Origin of the sequence: Dyadobacter sp., from assembly GCF_017744695.1 — a bacterium.
Classification (GTDB): Bacteria; Bacteroidota; Bacteroidia; order Cytophagales; family Spirosomataceae; genus Dyadobacter.
This window is the reverse complement of the sequence record NZ_JAGIAS010000006.1, coordinates 90,408-112,231: the sequence shown is the minus strand read 5'-3', so window position 1 is coordinate 112,231 and position 21,824 is coordinate 90,408. Positions and strand designations below refer to the sequence as shown.

The window sequence follows — 21,824 nt, the reverse complement described above, 5'->3', positions numbered from 1 at the left end:
CTTGTGGTGCTCTGCACCATACGCAGAGCGATAAGAAGATAACGAGGGTGCAAGGTAATGCCAGATTTGTAACAACATGTTGCGAATCATTACGGACGCCAAGGTGCAGCGCACCGCAAGACTTGTAGAACAAAATGATTTGCGGAGCAACGCGCAAATCATCACAAATGCCAAGGTGCAACGCACCGCAAGATTTATAGGTGCAGAGCACCGAAATATTTGTAGATTTTAATTGGTGAACGCAAAAATTCGTCGAGCACCGCATTTTTTACAACAACACACATTATGAAAAATGGCAAATACCTATACACAGCTATACATACATATTGTTTTTTCTGTAAAAGGGCGTGAAAGTCTGATCAGCAAAGCATGGAAAAGCGATTTGTATGCATACATCGGAGGAATAATCCTCAACCATCGCTGTAAGCCTTTGGCGATTAATGGAATGCCCGATCATATTCATATTTTGATCGGCTACAATCCATCAACGCCGCTGCCGGTACTGGTTGAGGAAATTAAGATTTCTTCCAACAAATGGATCAAGGAGCATTTTAATGTGGTGAATTTCAATTGGCAAAAAGGCTACGGCGCATTTTCATACAGCCGGAGCAGTATCGACAACGTGATCCGGTACATTGCCAACCAGGAAGAGCATCACAGAAAAAAGACGTTCCGCGAAGAATACCTTCAAATGTTGCAAGACTTTGAAGTTGAATATAAGAACGAATATCTGTTTGATTTCCAGGAAATTTTCGCGTGGAACTCATAGATTTTTACCTAGTCCCAAATACAACAAGAAACAATTAATCTCAATGAAAACCAAAGCGTTATCCTTTATCCTAGGTATTGTCCTGCTGGGATGTGCCTCTCAGCAAACCTCCCAGAACGCGTCGGTTAAAACTGCTTCCTCCAAGGGCGAAGCGAAAGCGCGCCGGTTGGAAATCCTGTTTCTGGGCGACAAGGGCCATCACAAGCCCGCCGAACGCGTTCCGCAGATCATGGCTGCATTGGGTCCCAAAGGCTTTAACTTTACCTACACGGATAACCTCAATGACCTGAACCCCGAAACGCTCGCCAAATACGACGCATTGATGCTGTATGCCAACTGGGATTCGATCGCGCCGCAACAGGCAAAATCGTTGCTCGACTACGTGGCCAGCGGAAAAGGTTTTATCCCTGTTCACTGTGCGTCTTACTGCTTCCGCAACAATGCAGAAGTGGTAAAACTGATCGGCGGGCAGTTCTGGCGCCATACCTGGGATACCATTCAGCCGGTATGGACGAAGCCCGACCATCCAGCCATCGCAGGTGTGAAGCCATTCAAAACCGTAGATGAAACCTACCTGCACACGTTGCTGCAACCGGACAACATCGTGCTCACCGAGCGCGTGATCCAGAAAGACCAGGAAAAAGACCGTCCCGGACAGCAGAAAGAGCCTTATACCTGGGTAAGAACCCACGGCAAAGGCCGCATTTTCTACACCGCGTACGGCCACGACGAGCGGACCTGGGGCACGCAAGGCTTTGCGGACCTGCTCGAAAAAGGTATCCTGTGGGCTGTAAACGACGACGCGCGCAAAGCATTGGCCGCATTGGCTCCGAAGCCATTTGAATACCGCGAGGCGAAGCTTCCTAACTATGAGCAGCGCCCCGGCCCGCAATTGCAGCAGTTGCCGCTTTCACCGGAAGAGTCTGTAAAACACATTCAAATCCCGGTAGACTTTACATTAAGCGTTTTCGCGCACGAGCCGGATGTGATGCACCCGATCGCGATGACCTGGGATGAACGCGGCAGATTGTACGTGCTGATCACCAAAGATTATCCCAACGAACGCAAAGACACAGGCGGTAGCGACTACATCCTCATCTGCGAGGACACTAACAACGACGGCAAAGCGGACAAATTCACCAAGTTTGCCGACGACCTGAGCATCCCGACCGGTATGGCATTCGCAAACGGCGGTCTGGTGGTTTCACAGGCTCCGCATATGCTGTTTTTGCAAGATACCAATGGTGATGATAAAGCTGATGTGAAGAAAATTCTCTTCTCAGGCTTTGGTACAGGAGACACCCACGCGGGTCCTTCCAACCTGCATTACGGATTTGATAACTGGGTTTATGGCTCTGTCGGTTACTCCGGCTTCAAAGGCAAGGTAGGCAAGAGCGACCAGCTCGATTTCGGCCAGGCATTGTTCCGCTTCAAACCGGACGGCTCGGATATGGAAATCGTGGCTAAAACCTCCAACAATACCTGGGGATTGGGCTTCAACGAGGCGGGCGATCTGTTCGGCTCAACGGCCAACAACTCGCACGGCTGGTACAGCGCCATTCCTAACCGTTATTTTGGTCAGAGCAAAGTCGATAACGGCAGCCGCAGCACCGATACCCACAAGGATATGCAGCCGATCACCCCGAAAGTGCGTCAGGTTGACGTTTTCGGTGGGTTTACTGCCGCGGCAGGTCATAATTTCTACACCGCCCGCGCTTATCCGAAACAGTATTGGAACAAAGTCGCTTTCGTTTCCGAGCCTACCGGCCACATTCTGCACCAGAACGTGATGGTGAAAAAAGGCACGGACTATGAGGATCAGCTGGGCTTTAACCTGCTCGCAGGTGCCGACGAATGGGTTGCTCCGGTGTTCGCCGAAGTTGGCCCGGATGGCGCTGTTTGGGTAGCCGACTGGTACAGCTACATCATCCAGCACAACCCTACACCAAAGGGCTCCGAAAACGGAAAAGGGAATGCTTACGAAACGCCATTGCGCGATTTCACCCACGGCCGCCTCTACCGTATCGGCTGGAAAAATGCACCGAAGTACACGCCGATCGCATTGAGTAAATCGCGTCCGGAAGAGCTCGTAGCGACTTTGAAAAACAACAACATGTTCTGGCGTCAGCACGCGCAGCGCCTTTTGGTAGAACGTGGAAACAAAGACGTGGTTGCTAAGCTTGTGGATCTCGTTAAGGACAAATCGGTGGATGAAATCGGCTTGAACACCGCTGCGATCCATGCATTGTGGACGCTGGAAGGACTGAATGCCATCTCCGATCCGCAAGTACTGCCGGTAGTGGTGGAAGCATTGAAGCACCCATCCAACGACGTACGTAAAACAGCTGTAAAAGTGCTTCCGCGCACTGCCGCAACGGGCGAAGTATTGCTGAGCGCCGATGCATTGCACGACAAAGAGCCATTGGTGGTGTTGAACACCCTCCTGGCATTCTCCGAAATCCCGTTGACCCCGCAGATCGAAACGGCCGTACTCGCATTGCTGGATACCTATTCCAATGCGGAAGACCGCTGGATGCCGGACGCATTTGCCGCCATCCTGAACTCCCATGACGGGGCATTGCGCCAGAAATACATTGCTCAACGTGTTGCGAAAGCTGGCTCAGCGGGGGTTCCCCAGCAAACTGCCGCTGCCAGCCACGCAGACCACTCAGCTATGAACCACGAAGGTCACGGCGCGAGCAAAGTGACTGTTCAGGGCTCGGCCGACCTTGCGGTAACCAACATTACCATCGAGCCGAAAACGCCTTACGTACGTGAGTATGCCCGCGTAGTGATCGAAATTACCAACATTGGTTCAGTGCCTGTGACCAAAGAGCAGGTGCCGACCGTGAACGTGGGTATCCGCAGCCGTTCTTTGAATACCAACTATATCAGCCGCCAGCTAACCAACGGCATTGCTCCGGGTGAAACGGTGAAGCTCGTGGAAGGTAACAACGGCCCATGGAAAACCGCTTTCGGTTTCTCTTCCGATGAAGCTGGCAAAGTGAATGTAACGGCTACTGTGGACGTGGATAATGTGGTTCCTGAAAAAGATGAGAATAAGAACAACATCATGAGCAAGTCATTCGAAGTGCGTCGTCTCGACCGCCTCTCCGACTTCGCGCTGGAACGTACCGTGCGTGGGTATTCATCATACGCCAGCGGTGACGATGTACTGAAACTCATCCAGACCTCGCAATCACTCGATCCCCAAGGCCGTAATGCCATCATTAAAGGTATCCTTGGCGCGTGGAACCCGAAACGCAAGGAAACGGCTAACGACGAGGGCCGCAAACTGCTGACAAGCGTAAAAAGCACCATTCCAGACGATCTGAGCAGCCGCTACACGACCCTGCTCGAATCTTACGGCATTTCGGAAGAAGTTGCTGCGGATCCGAATGTACAGGTTGTGACAATCAAAGCGATTCGTGAAGAAATGAAGTTCACTGTCACCGAATTCACTGCGGTGGCTGGTAAAACTGTTGAAATCGTGTTCGAAAACCCGGATGCGATGCAGCATAACATCGTGGTAGGACGTCCCAAGTCTACCGAGATCATCGGCGCTGCTGCCGACAAGATGATCACCGCCAAAGACGGCGCAGAGAAGAATTATGTACCTAATATCCCTCAGGTTTTGGCCGCGACACCGCTCGTAAACCCCGGCCAGACTTACCGCTTGAAATTTGTAGTACCGGATCAGGTTGGAGACTATCCGTATGTATGTACGTTCCCTGGCCACTGGCGCCTGATGACCGGGGTCATGAAAGTTGTAAAGGACAAAGGGTTATAATTCCAAACTGCGCTTGGCCTATGGTTTCAAAAACAATCCAAGTTTAGCGTATAGTTATCAACGTTCAGATTCGCGGGGCATTTAAAATGCCTTTGCGAATCTGGAAGGTTGATTTTAAAACACAAAATGTGCGACGGGTTGTCGAAACCCGCCGGAGGGTTATTTTTTTATCATTTTTTAAATAGTATTTATTTAATATTTTTTATTAATAAACAACAATAAATACCAAAGAAAACACACTGCTATCGTAACTACTCACATCTAATCCAGGTTAACAATGAACAATCAAAACAGACGGAACCCCTTCCTGGGGCTTCGCAGGCCTCTTTTTGCCCTTTTGGCAGCAGGATGTCTGTCGCCCCAGGAGGTTTGGGCAGAGAAATTACGCTTTGAACCAGCCGTGATCTACCGGAAACCGATCGACAAAACGATCACCGGAAAGGTCGTCGACGAAAAGAACAGCCCGCTTCCGGGTGTAAGCGTCGTCGTGAAAGGCACCACCACCGGCAGCATTACTGGCGCAGACGGTACCTTCTCACTAAATGTGGCGGAAACGGCCACTACGCTCTCATTCTCATTCATCGGCTACTCGTCACAGGAAGTCGCAATTGGCAACCAGTCGAACATCCAGGTAACATTGCTGCCCAACAGTGAAGAACTCACGGAAGTAGTCGTGGTGGGTTACGGCACACAATCTTCGGCAGCGGTAACCGGTGCGGTGAGCAACATCCAGGCCAAGGACCTGATCCGCACCCCGTCGATCGGAACTTCCGATGCGTTGGTCGGCCGGGTGCAGGGTATCACTGCCCGTAAAGCGGATGCCCGTCCAGGTGCCGCCACTACCATTCAAATCCGGAACATGGGCACCCCGCTTTTCGTCATCGATGGCGTGCCGTCGGATGCGGGCAGTTTCAACAACCTCGGCCAGAACGATATTGAAAGCATATCGATCCTGAAAGACGCTTCTGCGGCAGTGTACGGTTTGCGTGCCGCGAACGGGGTGGTGCTGGTAACTACCAAAAGAGGTAAGGCAGGTGACGGAACGAAGATCAGCCTGTCGGGTTACTATGGTTTGCAAAACTTCACGCGCTACCCGCGCCCGGCCAACGCATACCAGCATATGCGCGGGCTCGTGGAATCGGATGTGAACCAGGGCCGCACGCCTTCCATTACCCCGGCAGAGCTGGAAAAATGGCGCGTCGGTACCGAAAAAGGCTATCAGAGCTTCGATTACTACGACATGGTCATGCGTCCGAATGTGCCGCAGTACTTCGGTAATGCGAGCGTGCAGGGCGGCAGCGAGAAGATGAACTACTTTCTGTCGATCAGCCACCTCAACCAGGATGCATTGATCCGCGACTATAACTTCAACCGGACCAATATTCAGGCCAACGTGGAAGCCAGCCTTACCAAAGGCCTGAAAGTAGGAACGCAGATCAGCGGCCGGATCGAAAACCGGTTCCAGGTGGGCGTACCGGGTCTGGATGACTACTTCAACCCGTTCCTCAGTATTTTCACGATGTGGCCTACGGAACGTCCTTATGCGAACGATAATCCGAAATACATTAACCAGACCCACAATGTGAACGTTAACCCGGCTACCTATAAAAAGGACATTACCGGGTACATTGACGAAACCTGGCGGAATGTGAAGGGTAACTTTTACGCGGAGTACGATTTCAAATTCGGCCTGAAAGCGAAAGGGACCTATTCCTATGCATTCACCAACTTCGACTTTGACGGCTTCGAATATACTTATGATGCCTACACTTACGACGCCAAAAACGACACCTATAATGTAGTGCCCGGCGGAGGTAACCAGAACCCCTGGCGCGAACGCCGGAAACGCAATATCGTCGACCGGTTTGCCCAGTTTCAGCTGAGCTACGCCAAGGCATTCGGCAACCACGATATTTCGGCCGTAGCCGCCTATGAGCGCTCCGACAATGTGAATACTTATCTCGTTGTCCACACCGTTCCGCCCAATAACTACATTCCGCTGATGTCATTCGCCAACCAGGACTTGCTCATCGACGAATGGAGCACCGAAGCGCGTGCTGGTTACGTGGGCCGCATCAACTATGATTTCAAACAAAAATACCTGCTCGAACTCGTGGGCCGCTATGACGGGTCGTTCCTGTATGCGCCTGGAAAACGATACGGTTTCTTCCCCGGGGTTTCGGCGGGATGGCGTATTTCGGAGGAGAATTTCTTCAAAGGCAAACTTGAAAATGTATTCAGCAGCCTCAAACTCCGCGCTTCCTATGGCCGCACCGGCGCCGACCGCCTCAGCAACGACGCGTTCCTCGTGGCACCTTTCAGCTACTTGCCTGGTTACGACTTTTTACAAGGCAGCGCTGTTTTCGACGGCAACTACACCATTGGCGTTCGCCCGAGAGGTTTGCCGATCACCACGCTTTCCTGGATCACCAACATTTCCACCAACATCGGTCTCGATTTCGGATTAGTGGGCGGGAAACTGACGGGTCAGTTCGATATTTTCGAAAGAAAGCGCAAAGGCCTGCCCGCCGCCCGTTACGACGTACTGCTGCCTTCGGAAGTGGGTTATTCCCTGCCCAACGAAAACCTGAATTCCGATACGCATCGCGGCCTGGAAGGGGTTTTGACCTACAAAAGTTCGGTGGGACAAGTGGATTATACTTTGAGTGCCAATGCGACGCTGTCACGCCGCCGCGACCTGGATTTCTACAAACCACGCTTCGGTAACTCTTACAATGAATACCGCGATTCGTACGTGGACCGCTGGGGTAATATCAACTGGGGCTACCAGGTAATCGGCCAGTTCCAGTCGATGGAAGAGATTGAAAACTACAAAATCGACAACGACGGCCAGGGCAACCGCTCGCACCTCCCCGGCGACTTCATTTATAAGGACGTGAATGGGGACGGTATCATCAATGGTCTCGACCAACGTCCAATCGGTTATGCGGAAGGAGCCAACCCGTACCTAAGCTTTGCCTTTAATGGAAGCGTGGCCTACAAAGGCTTCTCCTTGCTTTTCGACTTCGCAGGTGCCTCGCTGCAAAGCTTCCAGCGCAACTGGGAGTTGAAAATCCCTTACCAGAACAACGGTACCTCTCCGCACTTCATGCTCGAAGACCGCTGGCACCGCGAAGACCCGTTCGATCCCAACAGCAAATGGATCCCGGGCACCTATCCTGCTATTCGTAAGGACAATACCAGCCATGTGAATTTCAGGGGAAGCGATTTCTGGATCACCAATGTGCGCTACATCCGCCTGCGCAACATCGAGCTAGGCTATTCTTTCGACCAGAAAATCTCGAAAAAACTGGGCCTTTCCGCACTGCGCATTTATGTAAATGCCTCCAACCTGTTCTCGATCGACAATGTGAAGAAGTACGAGATCGATCCGGAAATCTCATCGGGTAATGCATTGGTATATCCGCAGCAGCGCTTGTTCAATGCAGGTTTCAACCTCACTTTCTAAAAACTGGTTATGAAAAAACTATCACTTAAAATATTTGTCTCTGCCTCCATGCTCGTTTTCGCCGGCTGCAACGACTGGCTCGAACGTAAACCGCAGAACATCATTCTCGAAGAACAGGTCTGGAACGATCCGAAGATGATCACCGGGCTTCTGGCCAACTATTACGACCGCCTGCCTGCGCATACGTCGCTTACCACCGGCTGGGCCGAGTTTTCAGCCTATGATGAAGCCATGTGGTCCAACAATGACGACGGCCGTAACAACATCATCAACTACCCGACCACCCGCTGGACACTTTGGGATTATGGGCTGATACGGGATATCAACCTCGCATTGGAAAGCATCGAAACCCACGCCGTGAAACTTTCCGATGGCCAGAAGGCCCAGTTCAATGCCGAGCTCCGTTTCCTGCGGGCCTATGTGTATTTCGAGCACGTGAAACGAATGGGTGGTGTGCCGCTGATCACCAAGCAGCTCATTTACGATTTCAGCGGTGATCCGTCCCCGCTCCAGAATGCCCGTGCCAAGGAAGAAGAAGTGTACGACTTCATCGCCTCGGAACTAGACGCCGTAAAGGATCTGCTCGGCAATGGCACCAGCAACACCCGCGCGACAAAGTTTACCGCATTGGCTGTAAAAAGCCGTGCAATGCTCTATGCCGCCTCCATCGCGAAGTATAATAATCAGATGGCCTCACCGATTTCGACACCGGGCGGCGAAGTGGGTATTCCGGCGGCACGTGCCAGGGATTACTATGCCAAATCGCTGGCGGCATCGGCAGAGATTATTAACAGCGGCAGTTTTGAGCTTTACAAAGCCAACCCGGACAAAGGCGTGAACTTTTATGAAGCCATCACCAAGAAAAGCGCTAACCGGGAGGTTATCTGGGCGCAGGACTTCCTGGTAAGCAAAGACAAACGGCATGGTTTCACCTATGACAACATCGCCCGCAATGTACGCGAAGATAACCTCTCATCGTCATCCATTACCCCGTCGCTGAACCTTGTGGAAGACTATGAATACCTCGACGGCACTTCCGGCGAGCTGAAAAACCGAAACGCCGGCAATACGGATTATGTGTACTACGACAAGTTGCAGGATATTTTCGCGAACAAGGACGCGCGGCTCTATGGTACCATTATTTACCCCGGTACGTCATTCCGCGGGACCGAGGTACAAATCCAGGCAGGTGTGAAGGTTTGGGACAATGCGACGAACGCATTCAAAACCATCGAATCCAATGTGCTGGGCTCTACCTACGAGGATGGAGGCCTGCTGACCGGCGCTTCCGGGCCCCAACGCTCGCAAACGGAAGTTTCGAATACCGGATTTTACCTGCGCAAGTTTGTGGATCAAACCGCAATGTCCAGCACGCGCGGTATCCGCAGTGATATGTGGTGGGTACGATTCCGCCTCGGGGAAATTTACCTGAATGCGGCCGAAGCCGCCCTCGAACTCGGACAGACCGCCGACGCATTGAAATATACCAACACCCTGCGCGAGCGTGCCGGCTTCCCCGCGAACAGCCTCAAAACGATCAACCTGGAAAAACTGCAAAACGAACGTCGTGTGGAACTGGCGTTTGAGGATCACCGCGTGTGGGACCTTATGCGCTGGCGCACCGCGCACGAGGTTTGGAACGGCAACTCCGCCAACCCCGATGCGATGATTTATGCGCTCTACCCCTATCGCGTTGTGCGCCCGGGCCATGCTACCCACGGCAAATATGTCTTCGACAAGCTCGTGGCCCCGCGGTTCCGTGCCCCGCGATTCTTCCAGATGGCAAATTACTATTCATTCATCCCGCAAAACGCGATCGACAACAACCCGAAAATCGTCCGCAATCCATTCCATTAATCCGAAAAGCAATGAAATCAAGAATCATACAAAGCATTCCCACGCTGCTGCTGGCATTGATGACCGGCCTTTCGGGGTGTGAAAAAGATAACCGTACCGAGCCGAAATCGGTTTTGAAGGGAAAAGTAGTTTTTGAAGGTCAACCGATAGGCCTGCGTTCCAACGGCGTCCAGCTCGAACTGTGGCAGCACGGATACCAGCTTTTCACGAAAATACCGGTGATGATCGCCCAGGACGGCACATTTTCAGCCTCGCTTTTCGATGGTAACTACAAGCTCGTAAGACTGCGCGGCAATGGCCCGTGGACGGACAATACCGATTCCATCGATGTGGAATTGCGCGGTTCGAAAGAGATTGACGTGCCGGTTAACCCTTACTTTATCATTAAAAATGATGCGTATTCCAAAGGCGAAGGCAAGGTTTCAGCCACTTTTAATGTGCAGCAGGTCGCGACCGGGCGTACACTCGAAAGGGTAAACCTGTACATCGGCACCACCACGATCGTCGACCCCGGCAATAACGTCGGTAATGCGCAGGAAGTGGCAGCAAACATCACCGACTTGTCGAAACCGATTACACTGGCTGCCAGTATTCCAGCCAATCTCGCGTCACGCGAATACATTTATGCACGCGTAGGCGTGAAAACTTCCGGTGTCGGTGAGATGATTTTCGGGGTGCCGCAGAAGATTATGTTGAAGTAATGAGGCCATTCATTTTCTTACTACTCATCCTGGGCGCGCAAATCGGTCGCGCCCAGGATTCTTTGCAAACGAATTCAAAAAGTTTGGTTATTTCTACCCATTTGCTTCCTATGATAAGTGCAAAGGGCTGCCGAAATCAATCCCCGACATGAAGCATTAGTCAACCTTCCTGTGTATATTTAATATTATGAAAGTCGTACAATTCACCATACCCGTTTCCCGCGAAAGTACAATTGTCGTTCAGGAGGAAAAGTTACCGCATTACTACCCGCATTTGCACCGCCACCGCGAGGTGCAGATCGAATGGGTGGTCGAAGGTTCGGGAATCCTGGTCGCGGGGAACTACATGCAACGGTTCGAATCGGGCGACATCTACATTATCGGGGCCAACCAGTCGCATATTTTCAAGAACGACGAGTCCTACTTCAACCCTGACGAACCCAGGCAGATCCACTCCGTTTCTATCTTTTTTGACCCCAATTATCTATCTCAAAATATCCTGAGCCTGCCGGAAATGGCCAATATCCGGAAATTCGTCCACGGGGTTCATAACGGGTTTCAAATCCCGGAAGAAGCGCGGGAAGCAGTACAGAAGATCATCTCGGAGATCATCCAACATAAAGAAAGCCAGCGGGTTGCAGCATTCATCAAACTACTTTATCAATTCTCCACCACCCGCGACCTTAAACCGCTCGCCACGAGCAACAGCGAGCAGGTCATTTCCGAAGTAGAAGGTATCCGCATGGACCGCATTTTCCAGTATCTGGTCACCAACTACAAACGCCACATTTCCCTCGCCGAAATCTCCGAAATCGCCAACCTCACGCCCCAGGCATTCTGCCGGTATTTCAAAAAGCACACCGACAAAACCTTCGTCAGCTTTCTCAACGAGGTGCGCATTAACGAAGCCTGCAAAATTATCCTCTCGGGTAAGTTCGACAGCTTTTCCGATATCTGCTACCAAACCGGCTTCGACCATGTGACGAATTTCAACAGGGTATTTAAAAAGACGACCGGCATGTCGCCCGGCGAGTACCAGAAGGGTTTCAGGGATATTTAAATACCGTTCGCATGCGTCAGGAGGCCCCGCCGGGGCCGGGCGTAGTGCAATGCCATTGATTCCAACAGACAGAAGGCTGCGCTGCGATCACGCCTCTGCAAATTCAATAGCCATCATACACTTGTTCGCCTATCTGCAAACCGAACGGCCATGGAACGGCCGCTTGCTTTATAGTAGAATGGGACCCATATATTTCCACGGGCTCCATCGGAGCCTCCTCTTTCGAGCATCACATTATCCAAAAACCACACCTCAAATCTCTCGAAATGCATTGAATTGGGTAAATTGGGGATCAATTATACGTTTGCCACAAATCCCTTAACTTGGAAAATACGATCACCCAAACCTGGCAGATCTGGATCGATACCGGCGGGACTTTTACCGATTGCCTGGCCATTGATCCGGACGGGAACAAAACACGCATCAAAGTACTCAGTTCCAGCTGCCTCCGCGGCCGCATCACCACGAAAATCGCAGCTCATATTTACCGGTTCGAAGCATCCTGGCCTCGCGACGGTGATCTTTTCAAAGACTATACATTCAGGCTGCACGGTAACGATGCACCCACCCGCATTACAAGCATTGATTGGCAGCAGCACACCATCACATTAGCCGACGATCTTCCTTTTGAACGGCCCGTCGATTTTGAAATAACCACCGGCGAAGAAGCGCCCATCCTGGCCGCCCGGCTACTGACCCGGACACCGCTCGATCAACCGCTTCCACCTATTGCCATGCGGCTGGGTACCACCAGGGGCACCAATGCATTGCTGGAACGGAAAGGGGCCAAAACCCTGCTCGTCGTGACAAAAGGTTTTAAAGATTTACTCTACATTGGTAACCAGCAGCGGCCATCGCTTTTTCAACTCAATATCCCTGAACCCAAATCACTTTACAGCGCCGTTATTGAAATCGATGAACGGCTGGACGCTGGCGGGAATGTGATTGAGGCATTAGATCTAACTGATTTTAAATCAAAAGAACGGCCTACTGATTATAAGTCAGTTGCTCTTTCGCTGCTGCATTCTTACCAAAATCCGGAACATGAGTTACGGCTGGCTTCGTGGTTCCGCGAACAAGGCGCAAAATACGTATCCGCATCATCCGATCTGTTTCCATTTTCGCACTATTTACGCAGGACACAAACAGCGGTAGTGAATGCCTACCTCGACCCTATTCTCGACCAATACCTGACTAATATCCGCCAGGCATTAACAGGCGGCAGCCTGCAAGTAATGACCAGCACCGGCAGCCTTTCCGAGGTAAGCGGGTTCCGTGCGAAAGACAGCTTGCTCAGCGGCCCGGCGGGAGGGATGGTCGCAGCCACCAATTTTGCCCAAAAGCTGGGCTTTTCAAAGGCCATTACCTTTGACATGGGCGGCACCAGCACCGATACCGCATTAATTGATGGGCAACCGGAACTGAAATACATTACCCAAATCGACGGCATCGAATTCCATAATCCCACCCTGGCCATCGAAACCGTGGCTGCGGGCGGGGGTTCTGTTTGCTGGTTTGATGGTTTTTCACTGCAAGTCGGTCCGGAAAGTGCTGGCGCGTCACCTGGCCCGGCCTGCTACGGAGCGGATGGTCCATTGACGGTAACGGACGTGAATCTGCTGCTTGGCAAGTTGGAAACGTCGAAATTCAGCATTCCGATCGACCCCGGAGCGGCCATCGCCCGGCTCGAAGAACTCCGCGCCGGCATTCAGTCCCAAACCGGCAACTTGCTGAGCCACCACGAAATCCTCACCGGCCTCGAAAGCATCGCCAATGAAAAAATGGCCGACGCGATCCGCAAGATTTCCGTCGAAAAAGGCATTAATCCCAATGCATTTGCGCTGGTAACCTTTGGTGGCGCGGGCGGCTTGCATGCCTGCCAGCTTGCGGAATTGCTCGATATGGACACCGTGCTGCTGCCTTACGACGGCGGACTTTTCAGCGCAGCGGGCATTGGCGAGGCGCTCATCAGCACCATTGTCTCCAAACAGCTTTTACTGTCCTGGGCCGATGCAGCGGACAAGCTCGTTGAATGGCAGGATATTTTGGCTAATCAAGCGGCTGAGATTTTGCGTGAACAGGGCATTAATGCTTTTGAAACCGTTTTCTGTAATGTTTACCTGCGATTTGCGGGTCAGGAAAATACAATTGAAATGCCTTACCAGGGCGAAAAGACGCTCCATGCATTTGAAGAAGCCTATCGGGCTCAGTTCGGTTATTTTCCGGTCAATACGAAGGTAGAACTGGAAAGCATTAAGCTCAAAATGCAGGAGCAAAGCCGGAACGCTGAATCCCTGTCTGTTTTCGAAAATGGCCGAAAAGCACTGCCATCAACATATAGCAAGCCATTTCTAACAGATTTAAACCATTCCGGAATGGCTGTTTTCGAATGGGACAATCTCCAACCCGGCGATCAGCTGGATGGGCCAGCCATTCTCCTCAACAATACTTCCACCATGTATTTACCCAAAGGCTGGAAACTGGTGATCCAGCCCGGATTGGATGCCGTGGCGTGGCGTACGCGAACTGCCGAAATCAATGCCGCTCAACAAAGCGAGGAGGTTGCATTGCAGCTTTTCACCAACCGTTTCAAAGCTATTGCCGATGAAATGGGGGTACAGTTACAGCGCACAGCATTTTCGGTGAATGTCAAAGAGCGCCTCGATTTCTCCTGCGCATTGCTCGACGCCGACGGCGAACTCCTCGTGAACGCGCAGCACATACCCGTTCACCTGGGTAGCATGGGCATATGCGGGCGCCTCGTGCGCGAAGCCATCGCGATCGGCCCGGGTGACGTGGTGATTACCAACCATCCGCAATACGGCGGCTCGCATTTGCCGGACATTACGTTGATCGCCGCGGTGTTTACCGAGGATAAAACTTGTGTAGGCTATGTGATCAACCGCGCGCATCACGCGGAAATCGGCGGTAAAACCCCCGGCTCCATGCCGCCTGATGCTACCTGCCTGGCCGAAGAAGGCGTGGTGATCGTGCCGCAATACCTGGTAAAGGCGGGGGAATTTCAATGGGACGCGCTGCGGGAATTGTTTACGAGCGGGCCCTATCCTACCCGGTCATTCCTCTCCAACGAGGCGGATATTATCGCAGCATTATCCGCATTGAAAAAAGGCAGCGCGCAGCTATTGAAACTGGTGGAAAACCACGGACTGGAGACGGTGCGGAAGTATATGACAATGCTCAAACAAACCGCCGTATCCCAGCTCCGGAATGCATTGCTACCGCTACAAGGGCAGGTTTTTGAAGCTTCGGAATCTATGGACGACAATTATCGGATAGCTGTAAAAATCAGCATATCCGATAATAAGCAGCTATTTGACTTTACCGGAACGTCGGACGTACATCCGAATAACCTGAATGCCAATATCTCCATTCTGTACAGTGCTGTTTTGTATGTACTGAGGCTTTTGGTGGACAAGGAGATTCCTTTAAACGACGGCTTAATGCAGGATGTGGAGATCAAACTGCCTGAAAACAGTTTCCTGCATCCCAGGTTCTCGGACGATCCGTGGCAATGCCCCGCGGTCGTTGGAGGAAATACGGAGGTGAGCCAGCGGCTCGTCGATACTTTGCTGAAAGCATTGGGCCTCGCGGCTTGCAGCCAGGGGACGATGAACAACTTCCTTTTTGGCAATGAACAATTTGGCTATTACGAAACGATCGGCGGCGGCGTGGGCGCGGGTAACGGCTTTCATGGCCGCTCGGCGGTGCATCAGCACATGACCAACACGCGCATTACCGATCCCGAGCAACTGGAAAGGAAGTATCCGGTACGGCTGCTGGAATTTGGCGTTCGTCGCGGCTCGGGTGGCGCCGGGCGCTGGCACGGCGGGGATGGTATCGTGCGAAAGCTGGAATTCCTGGCGCCGTTGCAGGTAACCTTGCTCGGGCAGCACCGGCGGTATGCGCCGTATGGAATGGCTGGCGGTAGCGACGGGCTTTGCGGACGGCATATGCTTTTTTCAAATGGTATTTCGAATGAATTGCCTGGGATTTGTAGTCTGAAAGTGGATGCGGGGGATGTTTTGACTATTGAGACTCCTGGTGGTGGTGGATATGAGATTTAAATAAACATGTCAAAAAACAAAAACGCCCTGCTAGGCGCCGCGTTCCTGATGGCTACCTCCGCGGTAGGCCCCGGCTTCCTGACCCAAACAACGGTTTTCACCGAAAAGCTGGCCACCAGCTTTGGCTTTATCATCCTGCTATCGATATTGATCGACCTCGCCGTCCAGTTCAACATCTGGCAGATCATCACGGTCTCAGGCAAACGCGCCCAGGATCTCGCCAACGACCTTTTCCCCGGCCTTGGCTACCTGCTCGCATTCCTCATCGTAGCCGGCGGACTGGCCTTCAACATCGGCAATGTAGCTGGCGCGGGGCTCGGCATCGAAGCCATGACGGGCGTCAGCGTGCAAACCGGCGCCATCCTCAGCGCGGCCATCGCCATCGGCATCTTTCTCTTCAAAGAAGCCGGTAAAGCCATGGACAGTTTTGCTAAGCTCCTGGGATTTGTCATGATAGCCCTCATTCTCTACGTCGCTTTTACTTCGCACCCGCCATTAGGCAGCGCTATTCAGCACACCTTTTTCCCCGAAAAATTCGACGCCGTCGCTACCCTCACGCTCGTAGGCGGGACTGTGGGCGGGTACATATCCTTCGCAGGCGCGCACCGCCTGCTCGACTCGGGCGTGCGGGGAGAAAATGCATTGAAAGAAGTGAACCGGGGTGCCTCCACTGGCATTCTCATCACGGCATTGATCCGCTATCTTCTCTTTCTGGCCACGTTGGGCATTATCCTTGCCGGAGCAAGCATTAATCCGGAAAACCCGGCCGCCTCGGTGTTCGAAAATGCCGCTGGCACATTCGGCAAGCAGCTTTTCGGGCTCATGATCTGGGCTGCGGCCATTACTTCGGTCGTTGGCGCGGCTTATACTTCCATTTCGTTTTTGCGGTCATTCCATCCTTTGATCGAGCGCTGCCAATCCTATATAACCATTGTTTTTATCCTCATTTCAACTGTCATTTTCTTGCTGGTCGGCCGGCCTGTGAAAGTGCTGGTTTTTGTGGGAACATTAAATGGATTCGTACTGCCGATTGCGCTCGCCATTTTGCTTGTTGCGAGCCGGAAACAGCGGTTAATGGGCAGTTACAAACATTCCGTATTGCTCCAAGCCGCCGGATGGGCCGTCGTGCTGATCCTGCTGGCCATGGGTTTTAATATATTCTAAACTTAAAGATGCTAATCCCTTAACAATGAAGAAAATACTTTACCTGGCACTCTTATCACTTACAGTACTCGTCGCTTACGCCCAGAAACCGCGGGAGCTGGTCATTAAAATCAATACCCAAAACAAAGCGCAAAAGATCGACAACTTCGGTGCTGCGGGTGCCTGGTTTACCGAAGGAATCGCTAAAAACTGGCCCACTCAAAACCGGGAGCAAATGGCCGAATGGCTTTTCAGCAAGGAATTTGATGCAAATGGTAACCCGAAAGGCATCGGACTTTCCGCCTGGCGTTTCAACATTGGCGGTGGCACCGCCGAGCAGGGCGACAGCAGCGGCATTACCGACTCCCGCAAACGCGTGGAATGCTTCCTACGGCCCGACGGTACTTATGACTGGTCGAAACAGGCGGGTTATATATGGTTTACCAAAAAAGCTAAGGAGTACGGCGTCGAAAACCTGATCGCATTCTCGAACACCCCACCGGTACAGTTCACGAAGAACGGCCGGGGCTATAAAACAACGAAAGATTACGTCTCTAACCTCAAACCAGAACATTATAGCGACTATGCGGGCTTTCTGGCAACCGTTTTGAAGCATTTCGATAGGGAGGGTTTGCATTTCAATTACATCAGTCCGGTGAACGAACCACAATGGGACTGGTACCATGCTCCCGGCCAGGGCGCCAAACAGGAAGGCAGCCGCTGGCGCAACGACGAGATCGCGCACGTAGCCAAATCCCTCGACAGCGCATTGACAGCTACCGGCTCCACCTCCAAAATCCTCCTGACCGAAGCCGCCCAGCTCGATTACCTGTACACCAAAACCGGTAACGCTAACCAACAAACGCAGGCTTTTTTCAACCCGAAAAGCAAGCTTTCCTTAACCAACCTGAAACACCTTCCGGCCCTTATCGGCGGGCACAGCTACTTCACCGACAAGGGTGACAGCGCCCGCATTGCCATCCGTCGCCACGTAGCCGACACCGCCGCCAAATACGGTACCACCTTCTGGCAAACCGAATACTCCATGCTCGCCGACGGTTACCGCGAAGGCAAAGCCGGCCGCATCCCCGCTATCGACTGCGCCCTGTTCCTCTCCAAAGTCATCCACGACGACCTCGTTTACGGCCACGCCGCCGCCTGGCAGCTCTGGAACAGCTGGGAACCCGGCAACCCCGATTTCGACACACGCTACTACCTCATCGCCCTCAACCCCGCCAATAAAGAATACACCAACGGCACCATCACCGCCACGAAAAACCTCTGGGCGTTGGGCCATTACAGCCGCTTCATCCGCCCCGGCATGCACCGCCTGAACATTATGCGCAATGACGGCCTGACTCCGACGCAAATAGCGCAGGATTTGATGGTTTCGGCCTATGCAAGCGAGAAAGAAATCGTATTGGTCGCGATTAACTATTCGAATGAAGAACGGGATTTGAAGCCGGAGATTAGTGGGTTTAAGGTGAAGAGTGGGGAGGTTTATTTGACTACCGGGGAGAAGGGGGTTGATATGCGGCAGGGGAAGGTTGGGAGCTTGAAAGGTGGGGTGAATGTGCCTGCGCGGGGGATGGTGACCGTCGTGCTAAAGAAATAGCCCGTATCAAATAGGAAGCTCCTCCGGAGCTGGGCGACGTGTTAGAGCCATTGCGTCCTATAAACAGTTTGCCGCTCTGCGGCATTTGAAAATATTCTTGCAAAACTATTTGCTCAAAACCACAGGGTGGTTACCTGTTTGTAGTGTCATATTTATCGAAAGGTCGCGGCTCCAAAGGAGCCTCCTCGTTGCGCATCCGTCTTGTCAAGCTTGTGCGAAGACAAAAATTTGATAAATTAGTAGTTATGACAACCACAGCACAAAGCAAAAAACCTCCCAGAGGCTTTAAAAGCGACCCAAATCTCGCGGATAGGTATGCCAACGATCCCCTTTTTGTAAAAAAGGCTGAGAAAGCTAATGCCACGTTAAAGGCGGTAGGTGTTCCAAAGGGTTGGTAGTATATTCAAATCATCTCCTCCTTCCTCCCAAACTCCCGCATCTTCCGCAGTAACCGCATCAAAATCTCGCTGTTGTCAATCGCGTACACCACGTGTTCGCGTGAGATGTTCCATTCGTGGGCGGGTCTCAAATAGTGAAGAAGCATGTCGTTGAGAACATGCTCCAACTCCACGAGGTCCACGTCGTCGTTCAAAAAGTCTTTCAATAATTTGAATGCCGCTTTGTCACGGCGCTGTTGATGAAAATCAGTGTGCATATCGATCGGGTTGATGATGGAATGCAGCAAAAAACGGTGCCGCACTTGCCGTTGTCCAACCCAAGTAAAGTCAACGGTGCCTACTCCGGTTCGGTAGTTGCGACACCGTTCTTTGCTGTCCACATCTCTACATGGCCAAATATGGCCGCGACTGGATGCGATAGCACTAAACTTTACTAAGGATTGGACGGGATAAACTTACGCTCCCTGCCCTTAATTACAAAGCCAAATCACGCGTGGAAATGGAGAAATGAATAACCGGCTGGTTTCGCTTATCAAGCAAGGTAATATGACGCTTTCGGAGGAATTATCTTTGCATTCCAAACTTTGAAAATGCCTGCGGTGCATGAAGGTCGACCTCAGGTCGTCGAGGGATATCCCTCTTAGTGTACATATGGGCATTTTTTTGTAAATTTAAAGTAAGATGAAACCAGCAAAAAGAAACACAACCATCGTGGACGCATATGCCTCGCTTCTGAGCAACCTGAGCGCTGATGACAGACTCGCGCTGATAGCCAGGCTGGGCGAGACAGATGAAGTGACTTCTCACAAAAGAAGATCGTTCTTCCGCAAAGCTTTCGGGGCGTTTGTATCCGATAAATCCGCCGATGAAATTATAGAGGATATTCGTAACAGCCGAGTTTCAACCCGCCAGATAGAACCGTTTTGAAAGAGTACCTGATCGACACCGACATTGCCATTTATTTCATGAAAGGCAAGTTTGATCTCCAACGACGTTTCGATAAAGTTACTCCCGAGCAATGCTATATTTCCGAGATCACGCTGGCGGAACTGAAATTTGGCGTCGAGAAGAGCGAACGCCCGGAACAGAATCTTAGAGCCTTGAATGATTTTCTGAAAGGTGTGCAAATATTGCCCATTTTTGATTCCATAGATTTATTTGCCAAAGAGAAGGCCCGGTTACAGAGAATCGGCACACCGCTCGACGACTTCGATCTTTTTATTGGCGTTACCGCCGTTAAACATCAACTAACTATGGTCACCAATAATACCCGGCATCTTCAAAAAATCAATGAGATTATGCTCGAAAATTGGACAGCTTAGCTTCTCTCGATCACGGCCACAGCAGCTGTTAGTTGCACCACCAATAATAAAGAAGGAGAACGGCCCAACGCCATTCTCCTTCTTCAAAACATTAGAAACCTACTTACTCAAAGCCGCATTCACATCCAGCCTTCCTCCGGTAACCGTCTTACCCGCCAGCGAAGGCGTAGGCACGGCGCTGGAAAGGATCGCGTTGCGGATCTGCGCGACGGATGCACCCGGGTGCGTGGATGCGTACAAGGCCACGGCGCCCGTCACGTGCGGGGTGGCCATGGAGGTGCCATTATAGGATGAATAGGTGTTATAGGCGGTGGTGGAGTTAATGGCAACGCCGGGTGCGCCGATGTCGACGGTGGTGGCTCCGTATTGCGAGAAGCTGGCCAAAGCGCCGTTTTTATCGATGGCGGCTACTGCAATCACGTTTGGAAGATTGTAGTTGGATGGATAGCTCGCGGTAACGTCGTTGTTGGTCCCGGAGTTGCCGGCCGCGGCAATGAACATGATTCCCGCGTTGTTGGCACGCGCAATGGCGTCGTACAAGGCCTGTGAATAGCCTCCGCCGCCCCATGAATTGTTGCTGGCAACGATATTGATACCCCGGTTTTTCAGGTTGGTAAGATAGTCCACGGCCTTCACTGCATTGGCGGTGGTGCCGCCGCGACGACCTAGAAATTTCGCCGAAATAAGCCTCACGTTCCAATTTACGCCAACGACGCCTTGCCCATTTGCCTTGCCGCCAATGGTGCCCGACACGTGCGTACCGTGGTCGTCGAGTGTGCCTTTGGTTCCACCGTCGTAAATGGAGGCATCGTTATTGGCAAAATCCCATCCGTTGGTATCGTCTACAAGGCCGTTGCCGTCGTTATCGACACCGTCCGTGGGATCGGCTGGGTTCACCCAAACCTGCCCTGCAAGGTCCGGGTGCGTGAGTTGAATGCCCTCGTCGATTACACCGACATATACCGAAGCAAGACCGGTATTTCCGGCCGCCCAGGCCGCCGCCGCATTGCTACCGAATGTGCTGGCCGGGCTCGTCGTCGGCCCGTACATGCCCCAAAGTGATCCATTGGTGAAATAGGGATCAGTCGAAACTGCCGTGTGGTAATACACGTAATTAGGTTCGGCGAATTCCACTCCCTCGGCACCATTCAGCTCCGCAATGGCTTCCAGAACATTTTTATTAACCTTCACCAGGGCCAGTCCCTCTTTCCTGCCGGCGCGCTCCATCGCTTTTGTCAGGATTTTTTCTATGGGTTGGCCCTTAACTTTATCAAAAGCCTTTTGTTTAGCGGCTGCCGAAGCGCCTTCTTTGAACTGGATCAACAGTTCCCCTTCCACAAATTCACTTTCAGCACTTGTTCTCAGCGGGTTGTCGGAAGTTTCGGAAGGCGAAGACAGCTGATTTTCAACGGTGGTTTCCTGACAGCCAGCCAATGTGAAAGCAGCTACCGAGGCAGCAACCAACAATCTGGCTGACAGCAAGTTGTACATTCTTTTCATAGTTCAAATTTTTAAGGTGCGATGAGCATTCAATGTGCACAAAAATTATCGTCCGGTAAAGCCTTCTGTACAAACGATTCAAAATAAATTGCAAAAAAATTTGCGCAACCCAAAA

General features: G+C 51.9%; 13 protein-coding genes. 11 read left to right on the top strand and 2 right to left on the bottom strand.

Annotation, left to right across the window (positions count from 1 at the left end; all coding sequences use genetic code 11):
- The first annotated feature begins 292 nt into the window (after positions 1 to 292).
- The 9 genes from tnpA (at position 293) to J7619_RS21095 (ending at position 18,489) form a co-directional block, all read left to right on the top strand.
- Complete coding sequence (gene tnpA, locus J7619_RS21135) at positions 293 to 769, top strand: IS200/IS605 family transposase (RefSeq protein ID WP_291203321.1); 477 nt, start codon at positions 293 to 295, stop codon at positions 767 to 769.
- Positions 770 to 812: 43 nt separating this feature from the next.
- The gene (locus tag J7619_RS21130) at positions 813 to 4,559 is read left to right on the top strand and encodes a PVC-type heme-binding CxxCH protein (RefSeq protein WP_291203318.1); all 3,747 of its coding nucleotides are present in this window, start codon (positions 813 to 815) and stop codon (positions 4,557 to 4,559) included.
- A 277-nt stretch (positions 4,560 to 4,836) separates the two neighbouring features.
- The gene (locus J7619_RS21125; RefSeq protein ID WP_291203315.1) at positions 4,837 to 8,028 is read left to right on the top strand and encodes a TonB-dependent receptor; all 3,192 of its coding nucleotides are present in this window, start codon (positions 4,837 to 4,839) and stop codon (positions 8,026 to 8,028) included.
- Positions 8,029 to 8,037: 9 nt separating this feature from the next.
- Positions 8,038 to 9,885 (top strand): RagB/SusD family nutrient uptake outer membrane protein, encoded by a 1,848-nt coding sequence (locus J7619_RS21120; protein WP_291203312.1) that lies wholly within the window; start codon positions 8,038 to 8,040, stop codon positions 9,883 to 9,885.
- Positions 9,886 to 9,896: 11 nt separating this feature from the next.
- Positions 9,897 to 10,586 (top strand): DUF3823 domain-containing protein, encoded by a 690-nt coding sequence (locus J7619_RS21115; protein WP_291203308.1) that lies wholly within the window; start codon positions 9,897 to 9,899, stop codon positions 10,584 to 10,586.
- A 187-nt stretch (positions 10,587 to 10,773) separates the two neighbouring features.
- Entirely contained in the window at positions 10,774 to 11,646 is an 873-nt protein-coding gene (locus tag J7619_RS21110) for an AraC family transcriptional regulator (protein WP_291203305.1), read from the top strand.
- A gap of 323 nt (positions 11,647 to 11,969) precedes the next feature.
- Positions 11,970 to 15,731 carry a hydantoinase B/oxoprolinase family protein gene (locus J7619_RS21105; protein WP_291203302.1) on the top strand — a complete coding sequence of 1,254 codons (3,762 nt, stop codon included), beginning with the start codon at positions 11,970 to 11,972 and terminating at the stop codon, positions 15,729 to 15,731.
- Between the two features lie 6 nt (positions 15,732 to 15,737).
- Positions 15,738 to 16,895 carry an NRAMP family divalent metal transporter gene (locus J7619_RS21100; RefSeq protein ID WP_291203299.1) on the top strand — a complete coding sequence of 386 codons (1,158 nt, stop codon included), beginning with the start codon at positions 15,738 to 15,740 and terminating at the stop codon, positions 16,893 to 16,895.
- Positions 16,896 to 16,920: 25 nt separating this feature from the next.
- Positions 16,921 to 18,489 carry a glycoside hydrolase gene (locus J7619_RS21095; protein WP_291203296.1) on the top strand — a complete coding sequence of 523 codons (1,569 nt, stop codon included), beginning with the start codon at positions 16,921 to 16,923 and terminating at the stop codon, positions 18,487 to 18,489.
- Positions 18,490 to 18,892: 403 nt separating this feature from the next.
- On the opposite strand, the gene J7619_RS21090 is transcribed toward J7619_RS21095, so the two are convergent.
- On the bottom strand, positions 18,893 to 19,144 hold the full coding sequence (locus J7619_RS21090) for a hypothetical protein (protein ID WP_291203293.1): 252 nt from the start codon (positions 19,142 to 19,144) through the stop codon (positions 18,893 to 18,895).
- Between the two features lie 424 nt (positions 19,145 to 19,568).
- On the opposite strand from J7619_RS21090, the gene J7619_RS21085 reads away from it, so the two are divergent.
- Together J7619_RS21085 and J7619_RS21080 are read left to right on the top strand one after the other, a co-directional pair.
- On the top strand, positions 19,569 to 19,814 hold the full coding sequence (locus tag J7619_RS21085; protein ID WP_291203290.1) for a hypothetical protein: 246 nt from the start codon (positions 19,569 to 19,571) through the stop codon (positions 19,812 to 19,814).
- On the top strand, positions 19,811 to 20,209 hold the full coding sequence (locus J7619_RS21080) for a type II toxin-antitoxin system VapC family toxin (protein WP_291203288.1): 399 nt from the start codon (positions 19,811 to 19,813) through the stop codon (positions 20,207 to 20,209). Before J7619_RS21085 ends, J7619_RS21080 begins: the two co-directional genes overlap by 4 nt.
- Positions 20,210 to 20,308: 99 nt before the next feature.
- On the opposite strand, the gene J7619_RS21075 is transcribed toward J7619_RS21080, so the two are convergent.
- Positions 20,309 to 21,709, bottom strand: a complete 1,401-nt coding sequence (locus J7619_RS21075; RefSeq protein ID WP_291203285.1) for a S8 family peptidase — start codon at positions 21,707 to 21,709, stop codon at positions 20,309 to 20,311.
- Between the last annotated feature and the right edge of the window lie 115 nt (positions 21,710 to 21,824).